The following is a 27,000-nucleotide window of genomic DNA, read 5'->3' as shown; positions in this document are numbered from 1 at the left end:
GGTGCAGCGGGCGGGCGATCTGCCCGGATCCCCTGGATAATGGCGGCCATGAGCCTGTCGTCCGTTGCTGCCTCTCCTGTCTCGCCTGCCGCCACGCCACCAGACCTGGCGAACGCCCATTTCCGGCATCCGGTGCGCGTTTACTGGGAAGACACCGACGCGGGCGGCATCGTTTTCTACGGCAATTACCTGAAGTTCATGGAGCGCGCCCGTACCGAGTGGCTGTCCTCCCTGGGCTTCGAGCAGGAAGACATGCGCCAGTCGGGCGAGGGCATGTTCGTGGTGGCCGATACGCAGATGCACTTCCTCAAACCCGCCCGACTGGATGACCGCCTGACCGTGACGGTGACCGTCAGCGAAGTCGGCCGCTCCAGCGTGGCTTTCCAACAAGATGTCTGGCGCGGCGAGACCCTGCTCACACACGGGCGGGTTCGCATCGGCTGGGTGCAGTCCAAGGCCGGGCAGGACAGCCTCAGGCCTGGCCGCATCCCCGAGCGCATCCTGGCCGTTTTGCCCACACCGATTCAAGCCTCCGGAGGTTGACCTTTCATGAACCAAGACTTGTCCATCATTGCCCTGGTGTTGCATGCCAGCGCCGTGGTGCAGATCGTGCTGGCGCTGTTGCTGCTGGTGTCCGTGGCCAGCTGGAGCGTGATCTTCAGCAAGCTGATCGGCCTCAAGCGGGTGCGGGAAGACAACGACGAGTTCGACCGCGAGTTCTGGGCCGGGCGCACGCTGCAGGAGCTGTTTCAGGACGCCCAGCGTGGCGATGGCCCGCCTTCGCCGCAGGAGCGCATCTTTGCCGCCGGCATGCGCGAGTTCATGAAGCTGCGCGAGCGCCGCATCACGGATGTACCCAGCCTGCTGGACGGCGCCCGCCGCGCCATGCGCGCCAGCTTTCAGCGCGAGATGGACGTCATCGAAGCGCGGCTTGATTTCCTGGGTTCGGTGGGTTCGGTGTCGCCCTACATCGGCCTGTTCGGCACCGTGTGGGGGATCATGCACGCATTCACGGGCCTGTCCAACATGCAGCAGGTGACCCTGGCCACGGTGGCACCCGGCATCGCCGAAGCCCTGGTGGCCACGGCCATCGGCCTGTTTGCCGCCATCCCCGCCGTGCTGGCCTACAACCGCCTGGCGCGTGACATCGACCGCATCGCCATCCAGATGGAGTCCTTCATGGAAGAGTTCTCCAACATCCTGGCCCGCAGCGCCGCGCCCGCCAGCCCGCCCTCCGCGGTGGACGCCGGGCGCAGCCAGCCTCAGGGGCGCTGACCGTGGCCGAGCTCAATGCCCGCGGTGGTGGCCGACGCCGGCGCACGCGCAACGAGATCAACATGGTCCCGTTCATTGACGTGATGCTGGTGCTGCTGATCATCTTCATGGTCAGCGCGCCGCTGTTGCCCACCGGCGTGGTGGACCTGCCCAGCATCGGCAAGGCGCGCAAGGCGCCCGAGAAGGTGATCGAGGTCGTGCTGGAAGATGACGAGCACGTGAAGCTGCGCGTCAACCGCAAGGACGCCGGCGAGATGCTGGTCAAGGATCTGGCCGAGCGCATCAAGCCCATGCAGGACGAAGCTGCCGGTGGCCCCGAAGCCGTGCCGGTGATCATCAGCGCCCGTAAGGATGTGCGCTACGAGTCCGTCGTGCACGTGATGGATGTGCTGCAAAAGGCCGGCGTGGCCCGTGTGGGCCTGTCGGTGCGCACCACCGGAGGTTGATGCCTTGAACGCCGACGCCGTCAGCCAGGGCTCCGGCCCCGTTCTCCGCCCCCGCTCGGCGGATGGCTGGGGGCTGGGCGGCGCGCTGGCCCTGGGCGTTCACCTGATGCTGGTGGCGGCGCTGGCGCTGGGCGTGCGCTGGAAGATGAGCACGCCGGACGTGGTGGAAGCTGAAGTCTGGGCCGAGATCCCGCGTGCGGCCGCGCCCGAGGCGCCGCCACCGCCGCCCAAGGTGGAGACACCGCCCGTTGAGCCACCACCGGAGCCGGTCAAGGCGGTGGAACCTGAGCCGCCTGCGCCCGAGCCCGTTCCCGATGTGGTGGTCGAGCGCAAGCCCAAGAAAGAGCCCAAGAAGCGCAAGCCTCAGGAGCCTCGCGAGGTCTTCATCACGGATGAGCCGGTCAAGTCTGTCAAGAAGCCAGAGAAGACCCCACCGAAGAAGCCCGAGCCTGCCACCAAGCCGGTGAACTCGAAAACGACAAGCCGCACGGACAGCCAGGGCAAGCCCGGCTCGCAGCAGAACGCGCCGCTCAAGGGCATCATGGCTCAGTTGGAAGCATCTCTGGGTGCGGCCAACCGTTCAGCGGGCCCCAGCGCAGCCTATGCCGGGCGCATCGTGGCGCGCGTCAAGCCCAACATCATCTTCACCGAGAGCATCAGCGGTGACCCGCGTGCGGTGGTGGAGGTGCATTGCTCGCCGGATGGTCGCATCATCGCGCGCAAGCTCATCGAGCCTTCCGGTGTGCCCTCATGGGATGAGGCTGTGATGCGTGCCATCGACAAGACCGAAGTGCTGCCCAAGAACGAGCAGGGCGAGGTGCCCATCTCCATGCAACTGGGCTTCCGCTACAAGGACTTCTGAGCCGGGTTCTGACTCCCGGTTTGGGTGGACTGACTATCGGGCACGCAGGCCACTCACTCCGTGGTCGTTGTGATGCGCCATAGCCAGCCCTGCATCACGGCGGTGGTCAGCCAGGCGCTGAAGTCGAAGCCGGCCGGTGCATGATTGAGCAAGCTACCCAGTGATACGTCGGCGCCATCGTGCTGGCTTGCCTCAAGCAGCAGCTGCATCCAATGACCGTCCTGGGCTGAAATCTCACTCATCTGCAACTGCCATGGTGAGCGCCACACAACCGTGGCGCGCATGCCCTGGCCCGACTGCAAGGCCGTTTCAGCCGCAGCCGCCTGCGCCGATTCCGGCAACTGATGCGCCGCCCACAAAGCCGCCAGAGGCCATGGCGATGTGATCACCTGCACGCAGGGCTGCAGGTGCAGGCGCAGTGATCGGGGTGCACTGTCGCCCAGCCTGTGCAAGCTGCCGTGATCCTGTTGAGCGTCGGCGGCACGCTCGCAGAGGTGGCGCGCCCAGTCCAGCCGGGCGCAGTCGGCCAGCCAGGGCCAGTCGGTCAGTTCAGCCCGTGTGCCGATGAGATCCGGCAGGCCGCCACCCCATTGCCCCAGATCACCACTGGAGGGGGGCGATTGCTTCCACAGCAGTATGGCCAGCATGCCCAATGCTTCGTCGCCGAGCATGGCGGCCACGGTGGGGAAGTGCGCCAGCAAGACCCGCTGCGCGGTCGCCCGTGCATTGACCTGGTAGGCGCGCAGGCCTGCCGCATCGGTCTGCAGCCGCGCGGTGTGGATCGCAGGCCAGCCTTGCTGCAGGGCCGCCAGAACAGCCTGTTGCCGGGCCAGTTCCTCTTCGAGGCTCATTCGTCGAAGTCCATCATGTCGGGCTCGCCGCGGGATTGGGCGATCACCTCGGCGGCCAGCCTGGCCTCGTCCAGCAAAACGGCCAGCGGGGGCAGGTCCACATCCCACTCCATCAAGGTGGGCACCTCGCCCAGGTGGTTCAGCGCCATGTCATACGCGTCCCAGACGGCTGGGCTGACGCGCTGGCTGTGGTCGTCGATGACCAACTGATCGGGCTGTGCAGGCCAGCGGAATCCGGCGAGGTGAATCTGCCCGACCATGCCAGGCGGCATCGACCAGACGACATCCAGTGCCTCGGCACGTGCCTGGTAGGTTGCTCGCTCGCGATCAGGCTCGCTGCCCGGCGAATCCTGCCAGTGCAGGCGCCGCGCCCGGTTCAGGCCGTTGACGACCAGGTTGTTCAGATCCAGCAGCAACTGGCAACCTGCCCGTCGGCACGTCTGGATGAGGAACTCGACTTCGGGGATCTGATCGTCCTCGTACGCCATGTAGGCCGACAGGTTCTCGATCAGGATGGGGCGACGCAGGCGATCCTGGACCCGCTGGATATTGGCGACCAGCGCATCTTGCGACGCGGGCGTGAACGCCAGCGGCAGCAGATCACTGGCATGCACGGCACCCGGTGACGTGGGGCTGGCAGGCTGGGCGCGTGCAAAGCTGGCGTGATCCGACACCCGAACCGGGTCGATCTGCTCGACCAGCCTGGCCAGCCGCTCCAGATGGGGCTCGTCCAGCCCACTGGCCGAGCCCAGCGACAGCCCCACGCCGTGCAGGCTGACAGGGTAGTGCGCCCGGACATCCAGCAAGGCCTGGATGGCACTGCCGCCTTCGGCGAAGAAATTCTCCGAGTGCACCTCGACAAAGCCCAGAGCAGGGCGTTGCGTCAACAAGGCCTGGGCATGAGGCTGCCGCAGGCCGATGCCGATCAGGGAAGCAGGCGAGCGATGCATCTGGGAGATAGACCGACCAGATGGCCTGGTTTACTTGGAGCCTGTCTTGGCCAGGGCGGCCTTGGCTTGCTCGGCATTCATGCCGCCCATCTTCGCGCAACTGCCCTTGGCCACGAGCTTCCACTCCGATGGGGCGTTGTCGGTCTTGGCCTCGCCGGCGCAGGAGTGGGTGCCCGACAGGTTGGCGCAGTGGTTCTGGCCCGCCTTGACGATGCCGTAGCACTTCTCCTTGTCCTTCGGGGCGGGTTCGTCGTGAGCCTGGGCCGTGGCGGCGCCAAGCGCCAATACGGAAGCGAGTGCAGAAGACAGCAGTTGACGTTGGTTCATGTCGATGTCCGGTGATTCAGTTTCAAGGATACGCGAGCAAGCCTCGCCTGGTGTCTGTCGTACAGCACCTCGAAATCTGACACTGTTTCTTCAAAAAAACGCAAAGTGGCGACCTTGAGGCCGGCAGGTCGGCGTGCAAAGCCCGGTATTTCTGCCGTTTTTGCGCCCATCATGATGCAGTCAGTTTCATAGCATGGCAATCAACCCGGGGTGTCAGTGTCTCATCCCGGATGCAAGGATCGACATGTCTGATTACCCTGATCACGCCGCCCGAAACGACGCTGGCCCGCCAGCACCGCAGAAAGTCGCCGACTTTCAGGACGCGGGCTTTGGTGATGCAGACGCCGGCGACGTTACCAATGGGGCGTTTCGCTGGCCGACGCCCCCCTTTGCCACCTACCCGGTGGCGACCGCGCAGCAGGAGTCCGAGCCTTGTCAGATCGTCGGGCTCAATGGTCGCGTCATGCAGGGGCGTCTGAACTTTTTCGTGCCGACCGAACGGGTGGCGCACATCCAGGTGCCGCCGGCTCGCACGACCATGCCGCTGCGCTTCAACCAGTTCCGCACCCTCTTGCTGACCAGGGCGCTGGAGCCCACGGCGGTGAGCCACGAAGTGGCGCAACACGATGGCGGTGTGCTCACCGAGCGCCCGGTTACCGATTACCGCGTGCATCTGGTGGCGGGCGGTACGCTGGAAGGCGACACGATTGGCCATGTCGACAACGAATATGGGCTGTTCCTGTTCCCTCCGGTGGATGAAAAAGGTGCGGTCAGCCGGCTGTTTGTGCCCGCCGACATCATCGCGGGTGTGGAAATCGGCCCGCTGATCGGCCAGGCCTTGATCGACGCGCAGGCCGTCACGCCCGACGACGTGCAGCAAGCCATCGACGTGCAGCAAAACCTGCGCAATCAGAAGCTGGGCGACATCTTGCTGACGCAGAAAGTGGTGTCGCCCGAGCAGTTGATCGATGCCATTCAGCGCCAGAGCCACATGCCGATGGTGCGCATTGGCGAGGCCTTGATCGCGCTGGGCCTGATCTCTGACGATCAACTGCAGATTGCGCTCAAACAGCAACAGCATGACCGAACCGTGCCGCTGGGTGAGCTGTTGGTGCGCCTGGGCATGGTGTCGCGGCAGGACTTGCTGAGTGCGCTGGCCCGCAAGATGGGCTACCCCCTTGTAGACCTGGACAAGTTCCCCGCCGATCCGGATGCGCTGCACCGGGTGCCGTTCAATGTGGCGGCACGCTTGCTCGTGGCGCCATTGCTGCTGCACGAATCCATGCTGATCGTGGCCGTGGAGGATCCCAGCAAGCGCAGTGTGCTGGCCGAACTGGAGTTCGTCACGCAGTGCAAGATCGTGCCCGTGCTGGCCAATCAGAGCCAACTGGAGTGGTCGATTCGGGATGCCTACGCCAAATTGGGCGCCGATGTAACCTCGGTGATGTTCACCGCTTTTGCCGAGCCGGCTGAGCTGGAGTTGGACGCCATCGACTCCGGCAAGCTGGTCGAAGACCTGGAAAAGGAAGGCCTGGACAACAAGTCTTTCCAGGAGGAAGACCGGCCCATCGAGCAAAGCGACAACTCGCTGGTGCGTCTGATCAACACCATGATCGTGGAGGCCTACACCCAGGGCGTCTCCGACATCCACATCGAGAGCTACCCTGGGCGCGACAAGATCAAGATCCGCTTCCGCAAGGACGGCGGCCTGGTGCCTTACCTGGAGCTGCCGCACAACTACCGCAGTGCCATGATCGCCCGCATCAAAATCATGTGCGACCTGGACATTTCCGAGCGTCGCAAGCCTCAGGACGGCAAGATCAACTTTGCGCGTTTCGTGCCGCAGTACAGGCTGGAGTTGCGGGTGGCCACCATCCCGACCAACAACGGCCTGGAAGATGTGGTCATGCGGATTCTGAGTTCCGCGCGCCCCCTGCCGCTGGACAAGATCGGCCTGAGTGAACTCAATTTGACGCGACTGAAAAGCGCTCTGGAGCGGCCTTACGGCATGATCCTGTGCGTGGGCCCAACCGGTTCGGGCAAGACCACCACCTTGCATTCGGCGCTGAGCTTCATCAACGTGCCGGAGCGCAAGATCTGGACGGCCGAAGACCCGGTTGAAATCACCCAACCAGGCTTGCGGCAGGTGCAGATCAATCCCAAGATTGACTGGACCTTCGCCAAGGCGCTGCGGGCCTTCCTGCGTGCCGATCCGGATGTGATCATGGTGGGCGAAATCCGTGACCATGAAACGGCCGATATGGGCATCGAGGCCTCATTGACCGGCCACCTGGTGCTGACCACGCTGCACACCAACAGTGCACCAGAAACGGTTACCCGGCTGCTGGACATGGGCATGGACCCGTTCAATTTCGCCGATGCGCTGCTGGTCGTGCTGGCGCAGCGTCTGGTGCGCCGTTTGTGCAGCGCGTGCAAGGTGTCCGAACCAGCCTCACAGGCCTACATTGACGACCTGATGAAGGAATACATGTTCGTGTTCCCCGAGCACCAGGAACACATCACGGCCGAAGCCGTGCAGGCCGACTGGCAGCAGCGCCTGGGGCGCGATGGCGTGCTCATGACCCACACCGCCAAAGGCTGCCCGCAGTGCAACCACACCGGCTACAAGGGCCGTGCCGGCCTGCACGAACTGCTGTCGGTCAGCCGCGAGGTGCGCCGCATGATCCAGACTGGTGCGAACGCCGAAGCCTTGCTCAATCAATCGCTGAAAGAGGGCATGCGCACCTTGCGACAAGATGGCATAGAGAAAGTCCTCTCCGGCATAACGAGCATGGAAGAGGTGCGTGCCAGCAGCAATATTTAGTGTCGTGAGGGTAGGAATGTGATGAAAGCGTGCCTTGTTGTGTGCAAGCAGCACGCATGAATCAAAAAAGGTGCAAGATAGACAACAACGAAGTCATTGATCTGGGGCAGTTTCCGGGGTGTTATCCGGGCTTGCAAGAACAGTGATTTCCTCGATCTTTGGTGTGAAGGCGATGCTTGTGTGGTCGCGCCGAGGTCACCAGGTGGTTACGGCGCAGATCACGAGGCATCGATGGCGTAAGTCGATGGTTTGGAGGTCTGTATGGACGTGATCAGCAACTTCGCAGCTCGCTACGAGCGCACTCGCGAAGAAGAATTCACCCTCGAGGAATACCTCGAGATCTGCAAGAAAGACAAGTCGGCCTTCGCCACCGCGGCAGAGCGCATGCTCCAGGCGATCGGCGAGCCGCAGATGATCGACACGCGCAATGACCCGCGCCTGTCTCGGATCTTCACCAACAAGGTGATCAAGATCTACCCCGCGTTCGAAGAGTTCTATGGCATGGAAGATGCCATTGAGCAGGTCGTCAGCTACTTCCGCCATGCCGCGCAAGGCCTGGAAGAAAAGAAGCAGATCTTGTACTTGCTGGGCCCTGTCGGTGGCGGCAAGTCCTCGATTGCCGAGCGGCTCAAGTTGCTCGCCGAAAAAGTACCCTTCTATGCCATCAAGGGCTCGCCCGTCAACGAGTCGCCCCTGGGGTTGTTTGACCCGACGGAAGATGGCCCTATTCTGGAAAAGGAATACGGCATCCCTCGCCGTTACCTGCAGCGCATCCTGAGCCCCTGGGCCGTGAAGCGTCTGGAAGAGTTCGGTGGCGACATCCGCAAGTTCAAGGTCGTCAAGCGCTACCCCAGCATCCTCAAGCAGGTGGGTATTGCCAAGACCGAGCCCGGTGACGAAAACAACCAGGACATCAGCGCCCTGGTCGGCAAGGTCGACATCCGCAAACTCGAAACCTACGCTCAGGATGACCCGGACGCCTACAGCTACTCCGGTGGCCTGTGCCTGGCCAACCAGGGCTTGCTCGAATTCGTGGAAATGTTCAAGGCGCCCATCAAGGTGCTGCACCCCCTGCTGACTGCCACCCAGGAAGGCAACTTCAAGGGTACGGAAGGCTTCGGTGCCATTCCGTTTGACGGCGTCGTGCTGGCTCACTCGAACGAAAGCGAGTGGAAGGCCTTCCGCAACAACAAGAACAACGAGGCCTTCCTTGACCGGATCTACATCGTCAAGGTGCCTTATTGCCTGCGTGCCTCGGAAGAAATCAAGATCTACGAGAAGCTGGTTCGCACCTCTTCGCTGGCCGCCGCGCCTTGCGCCCCTGGCACGCTGAAGATGATGAGCCAGTTCGCCATCCTGACCCGCCTGAAGGAGCCCGAAAACTCCAGCCTCTACTCCAAGATGCAGGTGTATGACGGCGAGAACCTCAAGGACACCGACCCCAAGGCCAAGTCCATCCAGGAGTACCGCGACTACGCCGGTGTGGACGAGGGCATGAGCGGCATCTCCACGCGTTTCGCCTTCAAGATCATCTCCAAGGTGTTCAACTTCGACAGCCAGGAAGTGGCTGCCAACCCGGTGCACCTGATGTATGTGCTGGAGCAGCAGATCGAGCGCGAGCAGTTCCCCGCCGAGCTGGAGCAGAAGTACATCTCCTACATCAAGGAGTCGCTGGCACCGCGCTACGCCGAGTTCATCGGCAAGGAGATCCAGACGGCTTACCTGGAAAGCTATTCCGAGTACGGCCAGAACATCTTCGATCGCTACGTGACGTATGCGGATTACTGGATCCAGGATCAGGAATACCGCGACACGGACACCGGTGAAATCTTCGACCGCGGCGCGCTGAATGCCGAGCTGGAGAAGATCGAAAAGCCTGCCGGCATTGCCAACCCGAAGGACTTCCGTAACGAGATCGTCAACTTCGTGCTGCGGGCTCGCGCCAACAACGGCGGCAAGAACCCGCTGTGGACCAGCTACGAGAAGCTGCGCACCGTGATCGAGAAGAAGATGTTCAGCAACACCGAAGAGTTGTTGCCGGTCATCAGCTTCAACGCCAAGGCCAGCGCCGATGAGGTCAAGAAGCACGAGGACTTCGTCAACCGCATGGTCCAGAAGGGCTATACGGCCAAGCAAGTTCGCTTGCTGTGCGAGTGGTATCTGCGAGTGCGCAAATCATCCTGATAGCAGACCAATGTTGTTCACCGCGAAGGTGTCAGCACGTTCAACCCGGGTGATCCTCGGGTTGAACAAGATCCCTGTAGAGGATCGACGGCAGAGCGCCTTGAGCGAAGGGTCGACATGACTAGGCAACACATCATCGACAGACGGCTGGCCGGCAAGAACAAGTCGATCGGCAACCGTGAACGCTTCCTGCGGCGATACAAAGACCAAGTGCGTGAAGCAGTGCAGCGTGCCATCAACGGGCGCAGCATCCGCGATCTTGAAAAGGGTGAGGACATCACCATTCCCAAGCGCGACCTGTCCGAGCCCGTTTTCGGTCATGGTCAAGGCGGCACACGGGAGGTGGTGCACCCGGGCAATAAAGAGTATGTTCGGGGCGACCGAATCGAGAAGCCACAAGGCGGGCAAGGGCAGGGCAGCGGGTCTGGCCAGGCCAGCGATTCCGGAGAGGGTGAAGACGACTTTGTTTTCAGCCTGAGCAAGGAAGAGTTCATGCAGGTCTTCTTTGAAGACCTGGCCTTGCCTAACCTGGTTCGCACTGCCCTGGCCGAGGTGCCCGAGTGGAAGAGCCACCGCGCTGGCTTCAGCAGCGACGGCACGCCCAACAACCTGCACGTTGTGCGCTCCATGCGTGGTGCGCTGGGCCGGCGTATTGCCCTGGGGGCCTCCTCACGCCGCGAGATCAAGGAACTGGAAGAGCGTCTTGCAGAACTGCGCGCTCAACCTGTCACGGGCGATGACGCCTTGACCCGCAAGCGCGCGGCCGAGATCGAAGAGATAGAGGCCCAACTGGCCCATCTGTATGGCCGCATGAAGGGTATCCCCTTCCTTGATCCGATCGACCTGCGTTTCCGCAGTCGCGTCAAGGTGCCGGTGCCCACCACCAAGGCCGTGATGTTCTGCGTGATGGACGTATCCGGCTCGATGGACGAGCAGCGCAAGGAGTTGTCCAAGCGCTTCTTCATCCTGCTGTACCTGTTCCTGACCCGGCACTACGACAAGATCGAGCTGGTCTTCATCCGTCACCATACGCAGGCCCAGGAAGTGACGGAGGACGAGTTCTTCCACGCGACTGAAACCGGTGGCACGGTGGTGTCCAGCGCCCTGGTGCTGCTCGACGAGATCATCCAGGCTCGCTATCCCACCAGCGAGTGGAACCTGTATGTGGCCCAGTCCTCCGACGGTGACAACTGGCACCATGACTCCAGCCGTTGCCGCGAGATCATCGAGCAGAAGATCTTGCCGCTGGTTCGCTACTACGCTTATGTGCAGGTGGCGCAGACCGAGCAGAACCTGTGGGACGAGTACCTGGCGCTCAGCGAGATGCACAAGCACTTCGCCATGCGCAAGGTGCTGGATCCCTCGCAGATCTACCCGGTGTTCCGCGAACTGTTCAAGAAGGAAGGGGTGGACGCATGAGTGCACATCAAGCTTATGGCGTGCAAGGCCATCAGTTGCCCGGGCCTTCCGACTGGTCCTTCGATCTGATCGAGCAGTACCACGATGTGATCCGCGCGACGGCAGAGAGCTTCAAGCTGGACACCTACCCCAATCAGCTTGAGATCATCACGGCCGAGCAGATGATGGACGCCTATGCCAGCGTGGGCATGCCGGTGAACTACCGGCACTGGTCTTACGGCAAGGAATTCATCGCCACGGAGAAGAACTACCGCCGTGGCTTCATGGGCCTGGCTTATGAAATCGTCATCAACTCGAACCCCTGCATCAGTTACCTGATGGAAGAAAACACCATGGCCATGCAGGCCCTGGTGATTGCGCACGCGGCCTATGGCCACAACAGCTTCTTCAAGGGCAACTATCTGTTCCGCATGTGGACGGATGCCGGCTCCATCATCGACTACCTGGTCTATGCCAAGAACTACGTGGCGCGCTGCGAAGAGCGCCATGGCGTGGATGCGGTGGAAGAGTTGCTGGACTCCTGCCATGCCCTGATGAACCATGGGGTGGACCGCTATCGTCGCCCCGGCAAGTTGTCGCTGGACAAGGAACTGGCGCGTCGCGAAGAGCGCGAGGCCTATCTGCAGCAGCAGGTCAACGACCTGTGGCGCACCTTGCCCCGCCGTGCCGATCGCCCGGAAGAAGAGGCTGTTCGTCGCTTTCCGGCCGAACCACAAGAGAACCTGCTGTACTTCATCGAGAAGCACGCACCCTTGCTGGAGCCCTGGCAGCGCGAGATCGTGCGCATCGTGCGCAAGGTGGCGCAGTACTTCTACCCGCAGCGCCAGACCCAGGTCATGAACGAAGGCTGGGCCACGTTCTGGCACTACACCCTGCTCAACACCATGTATGACGAAGGTTATCTGACCGACGGCATCATGATCGAGTGGCTGCAGTCGCATACCAATGTGGTGTTCCAGCCGCCTGTCGGGCACCGCGCTTACAGCGGCCTGAACCCATATGCATTGGGCTTTGCCATGTACACGGATCTCAAGCGCATCTGCGAAAAGCCCACGCCAGAAGACCGCCTGTGGTTCCCTGATTTTGCGGGCTCCGCAGAAGGCGCCGATCCGAAGGACCGCGCCTGGCTCAAGACGCTGGACTACGCCATGCGCAACTTCAAGGACGAGAGCTTTATCGGTCAGTTTCTGTCGCCCAAGGTGATGCGTGACTTCCGATTGTTCGCCATCCGTGATGACGAGCAGGAAAGCGAGTACGAGGTCTCTGCCATCCACGATGAAGGCGGCTATCGCCAACTGCGTGAGACGCTGTCGCGGCAATATGACCTGGGCTCACGCGAGCCCAACATTCAGGTCTGGAGCGTGAACCTGCGTGGCGATCGTTCCCTGACCTTGCGCCATACCCAGCACAACGATCGACCGCTGCACGACAGCACGCGCGAAGTGCTCAAGCATGTGGCACGGCTGTGGGGCTTCCCTGTTCACATGGAAAGCGTCAATGGCATCGGCGATATCCGCCAGCAGTGGACGGTGGTGCCTGCATCCATGGAGTGAGGTGGCAAGGGCCTACGAGGGGCCGTGCACTCATGCTCTATAGCCATCTGTCACGGTGCGCAACCAGAGCGTGGCCTGTGTGCCTTCGCCTGCCACGCTGCTCAATTCCACCTCACCACCCATCAAGGACATGATCTCCTTGACCAGCGACATGCCCAGGCCCGTTCCCGGGATGTTGCAGGAGGGGTCGGCGCGGTAGAAGCGTTCACACACGCGGGCCAGTTGCTCGGGCGTCATGCCGATGCCGTGATCGGTGACGCGTATGCCCAGCTGGCTTTGACCAGCCTGTGTGCGTGTGAGTACATTCAGGGCGATCTCACCGCCATGTGGCGAGTATTTGTAGGCATTGGACAGGATGTTGGTCAACGCTCTGATCAGGTTGTCCCGGTCGGCGAACACGCGTGGCAGACCAGCGGGGATGTGCATCTGCACCATGCGCGTGTCTCCCTGAACCAGCAGCGCGTTGACCGCTTGATCCACGATGGGCGAGACATCCAGGGCCTGGATGTGAAAGTCCTTGCCTGCCCGTGATTCGATGCGGGCCAGGTCCAGCAGTTCCGTGACCATGTTGACCAGCAGCTTGGACTGCCGGTGGATGGTTTCGTAGATGTCGCGCTTCTTTTCCTCGCTGAAAGGGCGTTTGAGCAGCAGTTCGGAGAAACCATGCACGCTGACCATGGGGGTCCGCAGTTCATGTGCCGCCGTGGAGAGGAACTCGCTCTTCATGCGGTCCACTTCCATTTCCCGGGTGATGTCGCGCAGATAGACGGCGCGCCCGATGTAGTGGCCGCTGCTGTCGTACATGTCTTTGACCGATCGCTGGAGGACCGATGGCTTGGGCTGTATCAGTTGCAGGCGATCACTGTCATCGCAGTGGGCCCTTTCAGCAATGGGCACCGGGCGATTCTGAGGGGCGCAGAGTGTGGCGAGGATTTCGTCGAACTGTGTCTCCGTGACGCCATCAAGCCGCTCGCGCGTCAAGCCTGTCATGGCGTAGAAGGCGGGGTTGCCATAGGAGCGAATGCCTTCGGTGTTGAAAACGACAAAGCCGTCAGGCGAGAGTTTGAACAGGCAATCGAACTCGGTCATGAACTGGCGCACACGCAGTTCATCTCGGCGCCGATCGATGAACTGCGACACCTGTGCGCACAGGCCTTCCAGCATGGCGAGCGATTCCCCATCCAGGGCCTGCATGCAGGGAGCCACAAACTCGAGCAAGTAGGTGACGCGGTTGCCTGAGTTGATGGGGATCACCAGGGCGGAACTCAGTCCTTCCTTGATGGCTTGTTTGCCTCGGTGGGGGTCATGCTGCTGCGATATGTCGGGCATAAAGGTGCTCCGGCCCTTATCCCATGCTTCTCCCAGGACTGCCACGCCTTTTTCCCATGTGGCCCGCTGAGAGGCACCAAGGAATCCTGCATATCGCATCGTATTGCTGGACCACTGGTGCGCGCAGATCATATTGACATCGCCCACCCATCTTTGGGTTTTGACCTCCCAGGCAATCGCAATGGGCCAGCCAATGAATTGGGCCATGCGTTCGAGCAACTGCGGAATCAGAACGTCAACGTCCTTGGCTTGAGTCAGAAGCTGAATGGCTTCGTGGTGAAAAGACAAGCGTGACTGGTCTCGGCGCAATGCGGTGACATCACGTTGAATGGCCATGAACCACTTGATCTGGCCGCCATCGTCATTCAATGGTTTGGCGGAGATGTGTGCCCAATAGTTGGTGCCGTCCTTGCGCCGATTGAGTATGTCGGTCTCGAAGGGCAAGCCTTGCCCAAGCTGCTCTCGTATGTAGGCGATGGTGGCCGGGTCTGTTTCCCGAGTCTGCAGCAACTCGCCGGGTTTGCGGCCTGTGAGATCTGCCAGCGCATAGCCCGTCAGTCGTTCAAACGTGGGGTTGATCCAGCAGGCCAGACCATGCCTGTCGGTGACGATGAGCGCATTGTCCGAGTTGCGCGCGACCAGTCCGATCATCCTGCAGGCTTCGACTTCGGCGGTCAATGCCTCCACCTGCGCCATCAGCGCCTGGACATCGGGTAGCGTGGCCACCGGGTTCATCCAGCCTCCTGAGAAGATGAGGGACATTCCCCCACACATGATTCTAGGCAGCAGGCGTGGCGCTGTCTGTTCGGGCCGGGCAAAAGCGCCATTTGCTCACGGCTTGCCCCATCTTCAAACGGGCAGGTGCAGTACCTTTTGAATACCTTTGAGCAGGATGTCATCCTTGTGCGGCTTGACGATCCAGGCCACCACGCCGAATTCCTTGGCCTTGGCCTTGAGTTCAGGACTGGTCTGCGTGGTCAGCATGAAAATGGGTGCGTGATAGCCCTGTTCCTTGATGTGGCTGCACATGGTCAGCCCATCCATGCCGGGCATGTTGAGGTCGGATATGACCAGATCGATGGCGTGTTTGGCCATCATTTCCAGGCCTTGTTCGCCGTTTTCTGCTTCCACCACCTCGTAGCCGTTGGGAATCAACAGATCCTTGAGCGTGTCGCGCATGGTCTTGGCGTCATCGATGACGAGTATCCTGGGCATGGTTCACTCTCCTTCGGCCGATTCAATGCACACCTGGTTCTTGCCGTTGTGCTTGGCTACATACAGGTATTTGTCCGAGCGCTGCAAGAGGGTCTCGAGCGTGTCGGACTTGTGGCAGTAGGCCACGCCGCAGCTGGTTGTGACGTTCAGCGTCTTGCCGTCACCGATGTCAATGGGGGTGGACGCCAGTTTGGCTCGGATGCGTTCGGCGACGATGGCGCCACCTTGTTCGTTCGTGTTGTTGCAGGGCAGGGCCAGCACGAACTCCTCACCACCAAAGCGCACGCAGACATCCGTGTCCCGCGTACAGGCGCGGATGATGTTGCCGAACGCCCGGATCACCCGGTCGCCAGCATCGTGGCCATAGGTGTCATTGACGCTCTTGAAGCTGTCCAGATCGAACATCACGATGGACAACTCATGCAGGCTGCCGCGTTTGGCCGAGGCAATCAGGCGGCTCACGCTGTCGTTCATGAACAGCCGCGTGTAGAGGCCAGACAATGGGTCGCGGATCGCACAGTCGTACAGGGCCTGCGCCTGCTTGCCCAGCATGTCGGCCTTCTCGATCTGACGCTGCGCCAGATAGCTGGCGGTGATGTCTTCCAGGATGACCATGTAACGGTCAACCGTGTTGTTCTTGGCAATGGGCTGGAAACGGGGCTTGATCCACTTGTCGGAGTAAGCCGCGCCTTCGATCTTCAGTTGGCCGATGCGTCCCAGAGACGATTCGCGTGCCGTGAAATGCGGCATGAACTTGCCTGCACAGTCTTCCAGAATGTCAAAGGCCTGCTTGATTTCGTTGTGCAGTTCCGGGTTGTGCCGGTTCAGCGTGTCCTGCAGTCGTGTGCCCACCAATTGGTGTTTGTTGAGCAGCACGTGGCAATACTCGGACAGCACTTCGGTGATCGTGCCTGAGCTGTCCACCACCATCAGCCCCAGCGGAATGCTGGAGAAGATGCTCATCAGCTTGAGCTCGGACTGGTATAGCACCGACAGGTCGTCGCCCACGAGTGAGATGACCTGGCCTTCGGCTTCGCTGATATGGCCTAGCCTGAACACGCGCCAGAAAAAGGGCTTGGCGGGTTGATCTTCGCTGGTACCGGCAATTTCCAGCTTGATGCGGACACTGGATTCCTTGGTGGATTTGTCGCGCAGGTGCTGCAGGTGGTGCAACAGGATGTCGGCGTTTTCACTGGTGAAGTAAGCCGTGAAATCCAGATGCAAGGCGCCTTCCATCGTGCAGCCAACCAGATCACAGAACGCCTGGTTGGCGCGGATGACCCGGTTGTCCGCATTGAGCATGACGAACACGCTCGGGATGTTGTCCAGGATTTGCTCGTTGTATTCGCAGGCACTCTCCAGCATGGAGAGCACGCGGTGCGAGGCGATGAGTTCGTTGTGGTTGTTCATAGGAAGTCCAGCTCGCCTTCCTCTGCCACTTCGTCGGCGGCCTTGATGTTGGAGAAGTCGTCTTTGCCCATGATTTCGACGAAGCAGCTGCAGTAGATGGTCTCGAAGGGGCCATCCAGGCGCCAGAAGTCGCCGAACTTGGTGATGGCACCTGACTTGGCCTGGTAGTCGGCATAGATCTCGTAGATGCCACGTGTGCAAAGAGGAACACTCATGCCGATGGCGATCTGGTGTGCATCAAAGATTCGGCATACCCGGCCACCCATCTGATTGCTGAGCTCCTTCATGAAGTCGATCAGCTGTTTGTCGGTCAAGTCTTCCGCGGATGCACCGCGCGACTGGCGGTAGGCCCGGATCTGCTCCGGATTGAAGTGCACCTTGAAGACGATGCGCAATTCGTTGCAGGTCAGCAGCACCATGGCGATGTAGCGGGTCAGAACCTGGCCCAGCTTGTGATCGGGTGGTGTGGCGACCAGTTGCACGGGTTGCCCGTTGAAGTACTGGCTGGCCTGGATGACGGACGCGTTGCGCAACAGTTCACGCAAGTTGTCGACGTTGGCCTGTGTGGCGGCTTGGGCGTCCATGAGGTCAGCCTCGCTGGTTGAGTCGGCAGAAGCAAGGGAGCATCTTCATACCCTTTCGGCGCGTTGGCGGCCCAGCACAGGCCGTGCGGGTGTCATCGGGATGGCGACACCATTTGCTTCCTTAACGGCCTTGAACGGCGAGATCTTTAGGCCAAGCGTGTAGCCTGTCACAGGGATGGATGCCTCAGTGTGACAATTTGCCGAAAGGCGAGGGCGCCATGTTGATACGCAATGGGGCGCGCCCGCAATCGACTCGCCTGCGCGGCCATTGATTTGCACGATTGACCTGCTGACTGTGCCCGAGTCTTGGCTTCGCTCATACTGATTCACGAGCATGCCGCTCGAAATGAAACGTATTCCCGCTTGGTGCTGCGAGTGTGTTCGACAGCAATCAAGATTGGTCGACGTATGGACGATGTTCTCGCATGCTTGCTGCGTTATGTCTAGGACAGGACTGGAAACAAAGACTTCGCCTTCAACGCTCGATGATGTCTGCGTTGGGGTATGCGTTGGCCATTGGCGTGCTTGTGTTGGCGGATGAGCAACACTGGGTGATGATCAGGCCCGCATATGCCTTGCTGTGGGGTTTGGGGCTGGCACCTGTTTTCTTTTTGCTTTTGATTCGCTGTGGTTTGAACAGGATTTTCAAAGATCCTGCCATGACCATGCCGCAATTGATGGTGGCGGTCAGTTTTGCTGCCTGGATCTATTCGCTGGGCGGCTATTTGCGCGACGCCATATTGCTGGTCGTCTGTCCCTTGCTGGCCTGGGGTTTTCACTTTTTGCGAGCCAGGCAGATTCGTCTGGTCAGCTTGTACGCTCTGGCCAGCCTTGGTTCAGCCATGGTGTACTTGATGCTCTGGCGAGCCGGTCAATATGACATGGGTGGCGAACTGTTGCGCTTCATGTTGCTGGCGCTCGTGATCTTTTTGATCTGGCAGTCTACGCAAGACCGTGGCGACGACGAGGACTCGTGGCTGGAGCGCTTGCTGACGCTGGTTCTGACGGGGGATCCCAAACAGCGATTGCGCTTGCAGCGATTTCTGGTGGCCGCGACCAATTTTGCGATTTGCACCGTGGTGTTGCTGTATGCCATCCGCACGGGTGCGGTTGATCGGCAGGCGGGGGCCATGTTGAGCGCTTACATGACCACCCAGAGCGTGCTGTTCTACGTGGTATTGCGAAGCGGTCTGAACTTGCGTTTTCCTGACCCGTCCTTGACCTTTCCGCAGATCATTGTCGCGATCACCTGTGTGGTTGGCTCTTACGCCATCCTCCGGGATTCAAGGGGGGCGTCCTTGATGCTGTTGGTGATGGTGCTGGTGTTTGGGATGTTCAACCTGACAGCCCGCCAGGCGAGGTTTGCTTCGCTGTTCGCCTTGTCGCTGCAGGGGGCCGCCATGTGGGGGCTGGTGCACTGGCAGCCAGGGTACTTCACGCCGCGTCAGGAGTTGATCCACTTCCTCTTCGCCTGTACGGTGTTGCCGACGATTTCCTTGCTTTCAGGGCAGTTGAGTGACTTGCGGGAGCGATTGCGCCAGCGCAAGGATGATCTGACCTTGGCGCTGGAGCGCATACAGACGCTGGCAACCAGAGACGAGCTGACTGGGCTTTATAACCGGCGACACATGATGGACGTGCTCGTGCAACAAGCGAAGGTTGCCGATGGCGGTGGGCGTGTTTTTTGTGTGGTGCTCATTGACATTGACCTGTTCAAGTCCGTGAACGACATGCACGGGCATGGCGTTGGCGACGAGGTTCTGAGGCACTTTGCGCAATTGGTTCAAAACGCCATCGGCTCTTCCGACTATTTTGCGCGGTGGGGCGGGGAAGAGTTCCTGCTGGTGCTCACGGATTGCCGACTGGCGCATGCTCAGGCGTGCCTGCAACGCATTCATCGCGTGATCAATGACGCCAGTTTGAGCAAATCCATGCCGACATTGAAGGTGACCTTTTCCGCAGGGGTGACTGAGCGTGTGTGCGGTGAGGCAAGCGAAGCCGTGATCGAGCGCGCTGACCGAGGCCTGTATCGTGCCAAACAAACCGGGCGTGACAAGACCTATGCCGTCGCCTGAGGCCATCGTGTCGAACGCTCAGGTTTCCACAGCGGCGGCAAACCAGGTGGATGTGCGTGACGCGGGCCAATTGGCTTGGTTGCTGGGGCGCGACCCCAAACAGCGTGTCCGGGTACGGCGCACGCTCGTGGCCGGGCTGATCTATCTTGGCGGTGCTTTGTTTCTGGCCGGTGGCGTCCATGAGGGTCTTGTCGAACGCACGTCGGCCATCTTGCTGGTGGCATATGAGTCGCTGGGATTTGGGTTTTTCTATCTGGCGATTCGGTCTGAATTCAGTCTGAGATGCATGGATCCGTCCCTGACCATGCTGCAGATCATTCATGGCTTGGGGGCCGTGGTGATGAGCTATAGCCTGATTCCAGGCGCGCGCAGCTTGACCTTGCCCTTGTTAAGTCTGGCCTTGACGTTTGCCTTGCTGTCCCGACTGTCCCCACGGCAAACGATGATTTGCGGGCTGTCGGCCACGGCCATGCTGGTCCTCGCCTTTGCGCATGCTTACCTGCTTCGCGCGGCAACTGTTGACGTCATGCAAGAGTCCATCAACCTGATCATGGCCGCCTTGAGCTTGCCCGTTTTCGCGTCAGTGTCCCGTCAGGTCAAGGAGTGGCGGGATCGCCTGGATCAGCAGAAAGACCATCTGGTCAAACTGATTGGGGATTTGAGGGAGCTGGCAACACGAGACGAACTGACCGGGGTGGTCAATCGGCGAAGCATCAATGCCACCATGCTGGAGGAGTACCTGCGGTTCAAGCGACATGGGCGATCGTTTTGTCTGGCCATGGTGGACGTCGATCACTTCAAGCGCGTCAACGACGATTTTGGTCATTACGAGGGAGACCGCGCATTGATGGCGCTGGCAACGCATGCCATCAAGTTCGTGAAAAGGCCGGATCAGGTTGCACGTTGGGGTGGCGAAGAGTTTCTCATCTTGATGCCAGAGTGTGATTTGCTCCAGGCTCAGCGAACACTGGAAGACATGAAGGCCACTTTTTCATTTCTGGTGGGCGATGGCACAGCGAGCCCGCGGAATGTGACCTTTTCGGTGGGGCTTGCTCAGTGCTTGGCCGGAGAAGCCTTGGCGGGCGTTCAGTCGCGTGCCGACAGCGCGTTGTATCAAGCCAAGGCCCAAGGCCGCAACTGCATTTGCGTGGCCGCGCTGTGACCTACAAGACGTCGCCCTCGTTCGATTCCGAAACCGGACGCCTGACCAGCCGCAGCACAACCTTGCGCCTGCTGTTCGGAACGGACCGTAGGGTGGAGTTGGCATACAAACGGACCTTGATGGCCAGTCTGGTGTGCATGGTCTGGACCCTTATTGCCTGGTTTGTGTATTTGCTTGGCAACGTGTCCCAAGTGGGGTTTGAGTCCATCGCGTTGTTCAACGTCGGTGGCGTGATGATCTTCAACGTGGCCATTCGATCTGGCTGGTCGTTGCGCTTCGAGGATGTCGGCCTGACACGGGCGCAGATGGTCTTTGCGACACTTTGCATGTGCGGCATCTATGTCCATATTCCTCAGATGCGGGCCGCTGCCTTGCAGACGATGTGCCTGACTTTGGTGTTTGGTACCTTCAGCCTGACGGCTGCGCAATCCGTTCGTATGGGCCTGTTGCTGGCGCTCTGCCCACTGAGCGCTGCCGTGCTGCTGGCTGTCATGAAAGGCGGAGCCTATTCATTGTCGTCCGATGGCATGCCCGCTGTTGGCGCTGCCTTCATCATGGTGGTCATGTCTCGCTTGCTCAGCCATTTCTGCAAGCTGAGAGGCGCACTGCGCGCCCAACGCAATCAGCTTCAATCACTGGCGGCGGAGGCTGAGCAATTGGCCATGACCGATGAGTTGACGGGCTTGTACAACCGGCGCAGGGGCACCGAACTGGCAGAGCTGGCCCTTGCGCGGCATGCGCGGAGCGGCACGCCGATCTGTTTGTCGATGTTGGACATTGACCATTTCAAACGCGTCAACGATCAACGCGGGCATCACATCGGTGACGAGGTGCTGTCTGGTGTGGCGGCGGTCCTGACGCAAGCGCTGAGGACAACGGACGTCCTGATAAGGTGGGGTGGGGAGGAATTCCTGCTCTTGTTGCCTGACTCATCCGTGCACGATGCCAAGATGGTGCTCGATCGAATTCAGGAGAAGATGAGGTCCTGCGAGGTTTCTCCTACTTACCCTGACCTGCGGGTGAGCTTCTCTGCGGGCATTGCCGCATGGGATGGACAGGAAACGCTCAGTGAACTGCTCGAACGGGGGGATCAGGCCATGTACGGCGCAAAGGCCAACGGGCGGGCTCAAAGCGCGCTAGCTTGATACTTCAGTCGTTTTTGATCTTGAGCGAGTTGCCTGGATTGTTGTCGGCCTGATCGCCTCCAGTTTGCGAGGTCAGCCATCCCAGGGGCGTCGTGCCTGACCATCGTTTGAACGCACGGTGGAAACTTGTGACCGAAGAGAAGCCCAATGCGTCGGCAATTTGCTTGATCGACAGTTGATTGGCGCAGAGCAATTGGCCCGCCTTGAGATACTGACACTCACGCATCAGTTCCTGATGAGTTGTGCCCAGTGTGGCCAAGTGCCTGCGCAAGCTTCGTTCACTCATGCCGAGCGCTCTGGCGATGTCCGCTATGCCTGGCTGCTGAGGAAAGGCCGCCAATATGCGTTGCCGCACACGCTCGGCCGTATCGATCTGACTTTGTCGGGCGAGCAGTGCTGATTCCGCGCGCGTGCAAGCTGCCGCATAGGAGACCGGGTCATGCGATGGCAAGGGCTTATCCAGGCACAGTGGATCGAAATCGATGGCGCATTGGGCTTGGTTGAACTGCAAATGCGGCCCAAATACGCCCTCGTAACGGCGTGCCATGCCTGCAGGGCAGGCGTAAGGAAAACTCACGTCATAGATGTCATCGTTGTCCAGGCCTGCGAACTTGAGCATCTGCAAGGCGCTGGTCGCCGCCAATTCGTATCGGAATTTGCCTGCGGCGCCTTCGCGAACAATCGGGCACACAACAAGACGAGCCTTGCCGGGGGCTTCGTCCAAGTTGATTTCCGCTCGATCCATGACCAGTGCGGCGAACCGGGCAATGTCGGTCAGCAACTGCCGCAGGCTGGGTGTGAACATCGATATGGGGACCATCACCCCGTAGCGCATCAATGCCAGGCTCTTGCCTGCGACCAATCCGAATGAGGGATCCTGGGTTGTCTCCAGCACGTCCTCGATCATCCGCTCATAGGCTTCAATCGGGATCCATTCACCGTTCTCATTGAGCTCCACCGAAAGCCGCAGGCCGCACCGCTGTAGCACCCCCTCGGAGTTGAAACCCTCCACATCCAGCGTATAGGCCAGCACTTGGAGATTCAGTGGTGATACATGCATATGCGTCGTGATGCCGGCTTGGCGAGGCGTATCGAATGGTCTGTCGTTCGTCGCTGCATGCGGTCAAGGTCGATCACGACGGGTTGGCGGCCTGAGGCGCCAGGTCTGGTGAGCGGCGCACCGCCAACACCTGCTCGTCGCGCCATTCCTGTGGCGTCCTTCCCGTCCAGTTCTTGAAGGCCCGATGGAAACAGGTGACCGACGAGAAACCCAGTTCACCAGCAATCTGTTTGAGTGACGAGTTGGTGTCTGACAGCCTGTGTTCTGCGATGAGTTGGCGGCACTCCTTGACCAACTCTGTGTGGCTGGTTCCCCGGTAGGCCAGGTGTCTGCGCAAGCTGCGTTTGCTGGTGCCCATTTGCGACGCGACCTCATCCATGGACGGCGCGTTGGGGAACGCGTTGATCAATACGTTCTTCGCGCGTTGTACCAGGTCCACCTGATGCAACGAAGCGCTCAGGCTCAACTCTGCTTTGGTCTTGTATTCGAGGTAACTCACGCGGTCGTGCCATGGCAGCGGTTGATCCAGCACCTCGCTGTTGAAGATGATGGCGTTTTCTGGCGAGTTGAAGAAGATGCCTGAGCCGAAAGCCTCGTTGTACCGCGATTCATGTGCGGGTGCCGGGTGTGCAAAATGAATCTGCGAGACCTTGATCGAGTTGCCGCTGCCATACCTCAGCATTTGAAGCATGCAAACCGCGATGAACTCGGCGCGGTATATGGCGGCTGCCCCCTGCTTCAAGATAGGCGCGATGATCAGCTTGGCTTTGTCGTTGCACTCTTGCAGCGACAACTCTGGTTGTGCCAGCAACAAAGGGGTGAAGCGAATCACATCCTGCAGCCCTTGGCGCAAGCTGGGCATGTGCATGACCAGCATCGGGTGCAAGCCATAGCGTTGATTGGCCAGGCTGGTGCCTGCCGTCAAGCCGAAGCCTGGTGTTTGCGTGTGTTTCAGCGCGGCCTGAACCATGCGCTCATAGAGCCCAAGCGGTAGCCAGATCGTGTCATCGAGATCCTCAAGCGACTGGATTCCGCATTCGTTCAACACGACCTTGGAGTCATAGCCTTCCATGTCCAGGGTCGTTGCCAGAACACGAAGGTTAATGGGAGAGATCAACATGGTGCGCCAATACAAAGAGCTGTGTCTGCCGATTGACTGTTGATGCGCACTTGATTCGGCATCAATCTAACAGTCCATCTGCAATGGTTGGCGGCATTCTGGCGCCTCGTGACCATTAATGTCGACCTGCATGCATCGGGGTTTCCCTAGGCTGAAGCCGTTGTGCGAATGAATGGCCGTCACGGTTAATGCGAAGGGCAAGGCAAGCCAAAGCTTAATGTGTTGGGTGTGTCGTATACCGTTGTGCGCGCGTGAGAATGCGCCATTTATGCGCAGGAATCGCGCCGAGCGTCATGCGAGCCAAGTGGGCCCAACCACACCAGCCCAACCGTGATGCAGCCGGTTCCGATGGCCGAGACCCACATGAAGGATTGAGCCAAGACACCCCACGATGCCCAAACACCGAGAACTGCGGCGACCGCCAGCAGGAAAAACGCCCCGCCGTTGCTGACAATGCCAACCCAGACGGCGCCAGCAGGATAGCCATGGTGCAATGACATGCGAAGACCGAAAGCGTACCCAACCAACAGTGCCAGATAAGCCATGCCGAGTAGGCGCAAAAAAATCTGAGGCTCGGGAACGGGAAAGCCAAGCCAATGCAGCCAGCTGGACGGAAACAGCAGCAGTGGCCCACCCCAAAGAAGGGCTGTCAGCGCAATTTTTACGACGAATATTCGGGACAAATGGCTCATGCTCGCCTCATTTTGAATAGCCTGCGGCGAGCCGATCTATGGCTGCCTGTCGATTGATTGACGCTTTGGCATCACTTGCCCCTGGCGTTAATTTGGTCAGCGAAGCAGTCAAGTATGGGCCGATTGTAGGCATCCAGCCAGAGATGGTTTTCGATATCCCTTTGATGGCCGCTGTGGCCCGGGCTTTGCCTACAGTGGTTCAGGCCAGGTCCTGCAGCAAGCTGTCTACCGCACGTTGCATCAGGCTGCGGTCTTCCAAGTTGGTGGCCAGGCCTTCCGAGCGCAAGCGTTCCAGCGCGCGCCGTGTCATGGCGTGCATGCGGCCAGCGTGTTCGCTGGTAAACATGAAGAACTGGCGGTTCGAGCTGGTCCACAGCAGGTGGGCCGTGGCCCACTGACCTTGCAGGAAGAGCTTGCACCACATGCCCTTGTGCAGGGATTCAGTCCACTCGGCTGGGGTCTGTGGTGGGATGGCCTGCTGGGCATGAGGCATGTCTTCACCATAAGCCATGGGCACTGTCGGCAGGGTGCCCAAATTGGTGTCGACCAGTTGTGCGTGTCGGCCAGAGCGCGCATGGCACCGATGATCGGCATCCATGTCTTCGCGCATCTGGGCCACGAGATCGGCTGCTGTGGGCTCTTCTTGCGGCTTGGCGGCCTTGGGTTGCGCCACCAGGTGATGACCATGGATGCGCATCAATTCATTGAGGATGGCTTCTTGTTGATCCATCGGCCAATCAATGTGGGCCATTCCCCGCTTGAGCCTGTCGATCAGGTCTGGCAAGGATTGGCGCAAGGCTTCGCGCTCGTCCAAGGTGCGGGGACGTTGCAGGCTGTGCAGCAAGTCGTCGACGCAGGCCATCATGGCTTGTATCTCTTCTTCCGAACTGGAGCCGCACGCCATGAGGTGTGTGAGCACGTCTACCCACGGGCCGAGCAGGAAGTCCTGGATGGTGGGCTTGACCTTCGCGCTGCCAATTTGTTGCTCGACTTGTTGTCGAAGCACAGGCCGCACGGACAGGCGAAGGTCGGCCTCTTGCATGTGCGCGATGGCCTGCGGGGTCGACTCAAGCTGCGCCTGGGTCTGCGTGTCGATGAAGCGCTGCATCTCGGCCAGCGTGGTTTCGAGCTGCGCCATCGTCGGGCCTGGTGGTGGCACCAGTTGCTGAATGCGCGCTTGGGCAAATTGCAGGAACGCGGTCAGCTCCGCATGATCAGCGTCGCCATAACCTGATGCGTAAGACGCCAGCTGATTGATCAGTCGCCAGGCGGGATGCTGGTCCGAGCGCAGGATCTGCGGGTCGTGGTGGGCCACGCGCATCACGGCGGGCTGCAACTGCTCAATCATGCTGCGCACGGCAGGTTGCACTTCTTGATCGTGATGCATTTGCGCGAACAGCCTGCTCAGCAGGTGGCTGACCTGTTCTGGTGTGTAGGTGCGTGTCGGTGCTGTTTGTCGAAACCGTGGTGGGCTGTCCAACAAGGTTTGAAAGGTCAGGGCACTGCCATCACTGGTCTTGTTTGCCGCCATGTCCGAAGGGACGCCAGCGCCGCTCGCTGCGGTAGCCGGCTCTACCGAGGCGGGCAACTTGCCCAGCAGCGCTTCCAAGGCGCCGGGCTGGGTGACGTTGACGTCTGACCGTGGTGGCGCGCGTCTGGGCGAGATGGCAGCTTTGTAAGCCAGCGGCCTGAGCCCTTGTTGGCGCAGGCGCTCGCACGCTTGGGCGTAAAGTTTTTTCAGTTGTTCTGCCAGAACCTTGCCACTGAGCCGCAGCAAGAATTGGCGCTCATTGGGCGTCAAGGCCAGTTCTCTGACGGCGGCGCTCAAGGCCTTGGCGTAGGCCGCCGGCCTGAACGGGTTGTCTTGGGGGCGCAATCTGGTTTCGCCCTGCAAGGTTGAGGTGAAGGCCTGCAATTCACGCAGCTCCCATTCAGCGCTCAATTCAACCAGTTGGACGGTTCGGGACACCTCAATCTCTTGTTCGGCCTGGTCCTCGTCTACCAAGGTGAGTTCGTCCAGGTTGACGACGGTGTTCAGACTCAGGCCGCCGTTGCCCGCCTGGCCGTGCTCCTGGATGGCCTGTTGAATGTGGCGTGTCAGGGCATTTTGAAAGGTGATGCGATGCGTCTGGACGGCTTCCGCCACCTGAAACAGCAGGCTGCGATCGGTAGCCAGCATCGTGTCGGTGCCGCAGGCACGCATGGTCGCCTGCGTGTTGTCCACGATCAGGCCAGCCAGTTCGGGCGAGCGGCCCAGCAGGTAATCGCGATGCTGTTGATAGGGAGGCGAGTCGGCCATGGTCCTGCGTGTTCGAGTAACTGATCGTTTCCTCGGCGCATGGGGTGCAAGCTGAAACGCCTTGCCTCTTCAACTGGTGAAAAGGCTGCGCCTGTGTGACGAGCGTCTCGAAAACAAACCAGGCGCGAGGGCGCACTCGCGGGCGAGGCGCACATGACCCTTCTGCGGTGTTGCATTTTTTCAATACAGGGAAAAATAGACCCCCTGGAATGCGGGGG

At 60.3% G+C, this 27,000-nt stretch carries 22 protein-coding genes; 11 read left to right on the top strand and 11 right to left on the bottom strand.

The window, feature by feature from the left end; translation table 11 throughout:
- Positions 1-48: 48 nt before the first annotated feature.
- The 4 genes from ybgC to HY836_RS06310 are packed head-to-tail and all read left to right on the top strand — an operon-like array spanning position 49 to position 2,583.
- A complete protein-coding gene (gene ybgC, locus HY836_RS06325; protein WP_290674659.1) occupies positions 49-543 on the top strand; it encodes a tol-pal system-associated acyl-CoA thioesterase in 495 nt (164 codons plus the stop codon).
- A 6-nt stretch (positions 544-549) separates the two neighbouring features.
- Positions 550-1,275 (top strand): protein TolQ, encoded by a 726-nt coding sequence (gene tolQ / locus HY836_RS06320; protein WP_290674657.1) that lies wholly within the window; start codon positions 550-552, stop codon positions 1,273-1,275.
- A 2-nt stretch (positions 1,276-1,277) separates the two neighbouring features.
- A complete protein-coding gene (locus HY836_RS06315; RefSeq protein WP_290674655.1) occupies positions 1,278-1,721 on the top strand; it encodes a biopolymer transporter ExbD in 444 nt (147 codons plus the stop codon).
- Positions 1,722-1,725: 4 nt separating this feature from the next.
- Positions 1,726-2,583 carry an energy transducer TonB gene (locus HY836_RS06310; protein ID WP_290674653.1) on the top strand — a complete coding sequence of 286 codons (858 nt, stop codon included), beginning with the start codon at positions 1,726-1,728 and terminating at the stop codon, positions 2,581-2,583.
- A gap of 53 nt (positions 2,584-2,636) precedes the next feature.
- Here HY836_RS06310 and HY836_RS06305 read toward each other — a convergent pair whose 3' ends face one another.
- The 3 genes from HY836_RS06305 to HY836_RS06295 are packed head-to-tail and all read right to left on the bottom strand — an operon-like array spanning position 2,637 to position 4,711.
- Positions 2,637-3,434, bottom strand: coding sequence for a putative DNA-binding domain-containing protein (locus tag HY836_RS06305; protein WP_290674651.1), 798 nt, complete (start codon positions 3,432-3,434; stop codon positions 2,637-2,639).
- Positions 3,431-4,384 (bottom strand): DUF692 domain-containing protein, encoded by a 954-nt coding sequence (locus HY836_RS06300; RefSeq protein ID WP_290674650.1) that lies wholly within the window; start codon positions 4,382-4,384, stop codon positions 3,431-3,433. The genes HY836_RS06305 and HY836_RS06300 overlap by 4 nt, the downstream gene beginning before the upstream one ends.
- Positions 4,385-4,414: 30 nt before the next feature.
- Positions 4,415-4,711, bottom strand: a complete 297-nt coding sequence (locus HY836_RS06295; RefSeq protein WP_290674649.1) for a DUF2282 domain-containing protein — start codon at positions 4,709-4,711, stop codon at positions 4,415-4,417.
- Between the two features lie 244 nt (positions 4,712-4,955).
- On the opposite strand from HY836_RS06295, the gene HY836_RS06290 reads away from it, so the two are divergent.
- The 4 genes from HY836_RS06290 to HY836_RS06275 all read left to right on the top strand — a co-directional run bounded on the left by HY836_RS06290 (position 4,956) and on the right by HY836_RS06275 (position 12,691).
- Complete coding sequence (locus HY836_RS06290) at positions 4,956-7,535, top strand: GspE/PulE family protein (RefSeq protein WP_367114637.1); 2,580 nt, start codon at positions 4,956-4,958, stop codon at positions 7,533-7,535.
- Between the two features lie 261 nt (positions 7,536-7,796).
- Positions 7,797-9,719, top strand: a complete 1,923-nt coding sequence (locus HY836_RS06285) for a PrkA family serine protein kinase (protein ID WP_290674648.1) — start codon at positions 7,797-7,799, stop codon at positions 9,717-9,719.
- Positions 9,720-9,836: 117 nt separating this feature from the next.
- Positions 9,837-11,138, top strand: coding sequence for a YeaH/YhbH family protein (locus HY836_RS06280; protein WP_290674647.1), 1,302 nt, complete (start codon positions 9,837-9,839; stop codon positions 11,136-11,138).
- A complete protein-coding gene (locus HY836_RS06275; RefSeq protein WP_290674646.1) occupies positions 11,135-12,691 on the top strand; it encodes a SpoVR family protein in 1,557 nt (518 codons plus the stop codon). Before HY836_RS06280 ends, HY836_RS06275 begins: the two co-directional genes overlap by 4 nt.
- A 30-nt stretch (positions 12,692-12,721) precedes the next feature.
- On the opposite strand, the gene HY836_RS06270 is transcribed toward HY836_RS06275, so the two are convergent.
- From HY836_RS06270 to HY836_RS06255, 4 genes are all read right to left on the bottom strand, one after another.
- The gene (locus tag HY836_RS06270; RefSeq protein ID WP_290674645.1) at positions 12,722-14,782 is read right to left on the bottom strand and encodes an ATP-binding protein; all 2,061 of its coding nucleotides are present in this window, start codon (positions 14,780-14,782) and stop codon (positions 12,722-12,724) included.
- Between the two features lie 87 nt (positions 14,783-14,869).
- Positions 14,870-15,235 carry a response regulator gene (locus HY836_RS06265; RefSeq protein WP_290674643.1) on the bottom strand — a complete coding sequence of 122 codons (366 nt, stop codon included), beginning with the start codon at positions 15,233-15,235 and terminating at the stop codon, positions 14,870-14,872.
- A gap of 3 nt (positions 15,236-15,238) precedes the next feature.
- Positions 15,239-16,645 carry a diguanylate cyclase gene (locus HY836_RS06260; protein WP_290674641.1) on the bottom strand — a complete coding sequence of 469 codons (1,407 nt, stop codon included), beginning with the start codon at positions 16,643-16,645 and terminating at the stop codon, positions 15,239-15,241.
- Positions 16,642-17,229, bottom strand: coding sequence for a hypothetical protein (locus HY836_RS06255; protein ID WP_290674639.1), 588 nt, complete (start codon positions 17,227-17,229; stop codon positions 16,642-16,644). Before HY836_RS06255 ends, HY836_RS06260 begins: the two co-directional genes overlap by 4 nt.
- Before the next feature lie 659 nt (positions 17,230-17,888).
- On the opposite strand from HY836_RS06255, the gene HY836_RS06250 reads away from it, so the two are divergent.
- Genes HY836_RS06250 through HY836_RS06240 form a run of 3 tightly spaced genes read left to right on the top strand, consistent with a single transcriptional unit; the run spans position 17,889 to position 21,611 of the window.
- On the top strand, positions 17,889-19,304 hold the full coding sequence (locus HY836_RS06250; protein WP_290674637.1) for a GGDEF domain-containing protein: 1,416 nt from the start codon (positions 17,889-17,891) through the stop codon (positions 19,302-19,304).
- Complete coding sequence (locus HY836_RS06245; RefSeq protein WP_290674635.1) at positions 19,291-20,466, top strand: diguanylate cyclase; 1,176 nt, start codon at positions 19,291-19,293, stop codon at positions 20,464-20,466. Before HY836_RS06250 ends, HY836_RS06245 begins: the two co-directional genes overlap by 14 nt.
- Complete coding sequence (locus HY836_RS06240) at positions 20,463-21,611, top strand: GGDEF domain-containing protein (protein ID WP_290674633.1); 1,149 nt, start codon at positions 20,463-20,465, stop codon at positions 21,609-21,611. The genes HY836_RS06245 and HY836_RS06240 overlap by 4 nt, the downstream gene beginning before the upstream one ends.
- A gap of 4 nt (positions 21,612-21,615) precedes the next feature.
- Here HY836_RS06240 and HY836_RS06235 read toward each other — a convergent pair whose 3' ends face one another.
- The 4 genes from HY836_RS06235 to HY836_RS06220 all read right to left on the bottom strand — a co-directional run bounded on the left by HY836_RS06235 (position 21,616) and on the right by HY836_RS06220 (position 26,782).
- Positions 21,616-22,644, bottom strand: a complete 1,029-nt coding sequence (locus HY836_RS06235) for an AraC family transcriptional regulator (RefSeq protein ID WP_290674631.1) — start codon at positions 22,642-22,644, stop codon at positions 21,616-21,618.
- 100 nt (positions 22,645-22,744) lie between these two features.
- A complete protein-coding gene (locus HY836_RS06230; protein WP_290674629.1) occupies positions 22,745-23,791 on the bottom strand; it encodes an AraC family transcriptional regulator in 1,047 nt (348 codons plus the stop codon).
- A gap of 266 nt (positions 23,792-24,057) precedes the next feature.
- Entirely contained in the window at positions 24,058-24,483 is a 426-nt protein-coding gene (locus tag HY836_RS06225) for a hypothetical protein (protein WP_290674627.1), read from the bottom strand.
- A 199-nt stretch (positions 24,484-24,682) separates the two neighbouring features.
- Complete coding sequence (locus HY836_RS06220) at positions 24,683-26,782, bottom strand: DUF1631 family protein (RefSeq protein WP_290674625.1); 2,100 nt, start codon at positions 26,780-26,782, stop codon at positions 24,683-24,685.
- Between the last annotated feature and the right edge of the window lie 218 nt (positions 26,783-27,000).

Source organism: Aquabacterium sp. (genome assembly GCF_016234775.1).
In the GTDB taxonomy this organism is placed as follows: Bacteria; Pseudomonadota; Gammaproteobacteria; order Burkholderiales; family Burkholderiaceae_C; genus Aquabacterium.
This window is presented reverse-complemented; position numbering and strand designations above follow the sequence as displayed.

What these genes read in the sequence shown, in the direction of transcription:
- HY836_RS06295 (WP_290674649.1), bottom strand. Translation starts at nt 4,711, where the DNA reads ATGAACCAACGTCAACTGCTGTCTTCTGCACTCGCTTCCGTATTGGCG.
- HY836_RS06260 (WP_290674641.1), bottom strand. Translation starts at nt 16,645, where the DNA reads ATGAACAACCACAACGAACTCATCGCCTCGCACCGCGTGCTCTCCATG.
- HY836_RS06225 (WP_290674627.1), bottom strand. Translation starts at nt 24,483, where the DNA reads ATGAGCCATTTGTCCCGAATATTCGTCGTAAAAATTGCGCTGACAGCC.
- HY836_RS06265 (WP_290674643.1), bottom strand. Translation starts at nt 15,235, where the DNA reads ATGCCCAGGATACTCGTCATCGATGACGCCAAGACCATGCGCGACACG.
- HY836_RS06245 (WP_290674635.1), top strand. Translation starts at nt 19,291, where the DNA reads ATGCCGTCGCCTGAGGCCATCGTGTCGAACGCTCAGGTTTCCACAGCG.
- HY836_RS06305 (WP_290674651.1), bottom strand. Translation starts at nt 3,434, where the DNA reads ATGAGCCTCGAAGAGGAACTGGCCCGGCAACAGGCTGTTCTGGCGGCC.
- HY836_RS06275 (WP_290674646.1), top strand. Translation starts at nt 11,135, where the DNA reads ATGAGTGCACATCAAGCTTATGGCGTGCAAGGCCATCAGTTGCCCGGG.
- HY836_RS06220 (WP_290674625.1), bottom strand. Translation starts at nt 26,782, where the DNA reads ATGGCCGACTCGCCTCCCTATCAACAGCATCGCGATTACCTGCTGGGC.
- tolQ (WP_290674657.1), top strand. Translation starts at nt 550, where the DNA reads ATGAACCAAGACTTGTCCATCATTGCCCTGGTGTTGCATGCCAGCGCC.
- HY836_RS06270 (WP_290674645.1), bottom strand. Translation starts at nt 14,782, where the DNA reads ATGTCCCTCATCTTCTCAGGAGGCTGGATGAACCCGGTGGCCACGCTA.
- HY836_RS06250 (WP_290674637.1), top strand. Translation starts at nt 17,889, where the DNA reads ATGACCATGCCGCAATTGATGGTGGCGGTCAGTTTTGCTGCCTGGATC.
- HY836_RS06285 (WP_290674648.1), top strand. Translation starts at nt 7,797, where the DNA reads ATGGACGTGATCAGCAACTTCGCAGCTCGCTACGAGCGCACTCGCGAA.
- HY836_RS06300 (WP_290674650.1), bottom strand. Translation starts at nt 4,384, where the DNA reads ATGCATCGCTCGCCTGCTTCCCTGATCGGCATCGGCCTGCGGCAGCCT.
- HY836_RS06290 (WP_367114637.1), top strand. Translation starts at nt 4,956, where the DNA reads ATGTCTGATTACCCTGATCACGCCGCCCGAAACGACGCTGGCCCGCCA.
- ybgC (WP_290674659.1), top strand. Translation starts at nt 49, where the DNA reads ATGAGCCTGTCGTCCGTTGCTGCCTCTCCTGTCTCGCCTGCCGCCACG.
- HY836_RS06280 (WP_290674647.1), top strand. Translation starts at nt 9,837, where the DNA reads ATGACTAGGCAACACATCATCGACAGACGGCTGGCCGGCAAGAACAAG.
- HY836_RS06230 (WP_290674629.1), bottom strand. Translation starts at nt 23,791, where the DNA reads ATGTTGATCTCTCCCATTAACCTTCGTGTTCTGGCAACGACCCTGGAC.
- HY836_RS06255 (WP_290674639.1), bottom strand. Translation starts at nt 17,229, where the DNA reads ATGGACGCCCAAGCCGCCACACAGGCCAACGTCGACAACTTGCGTGAA.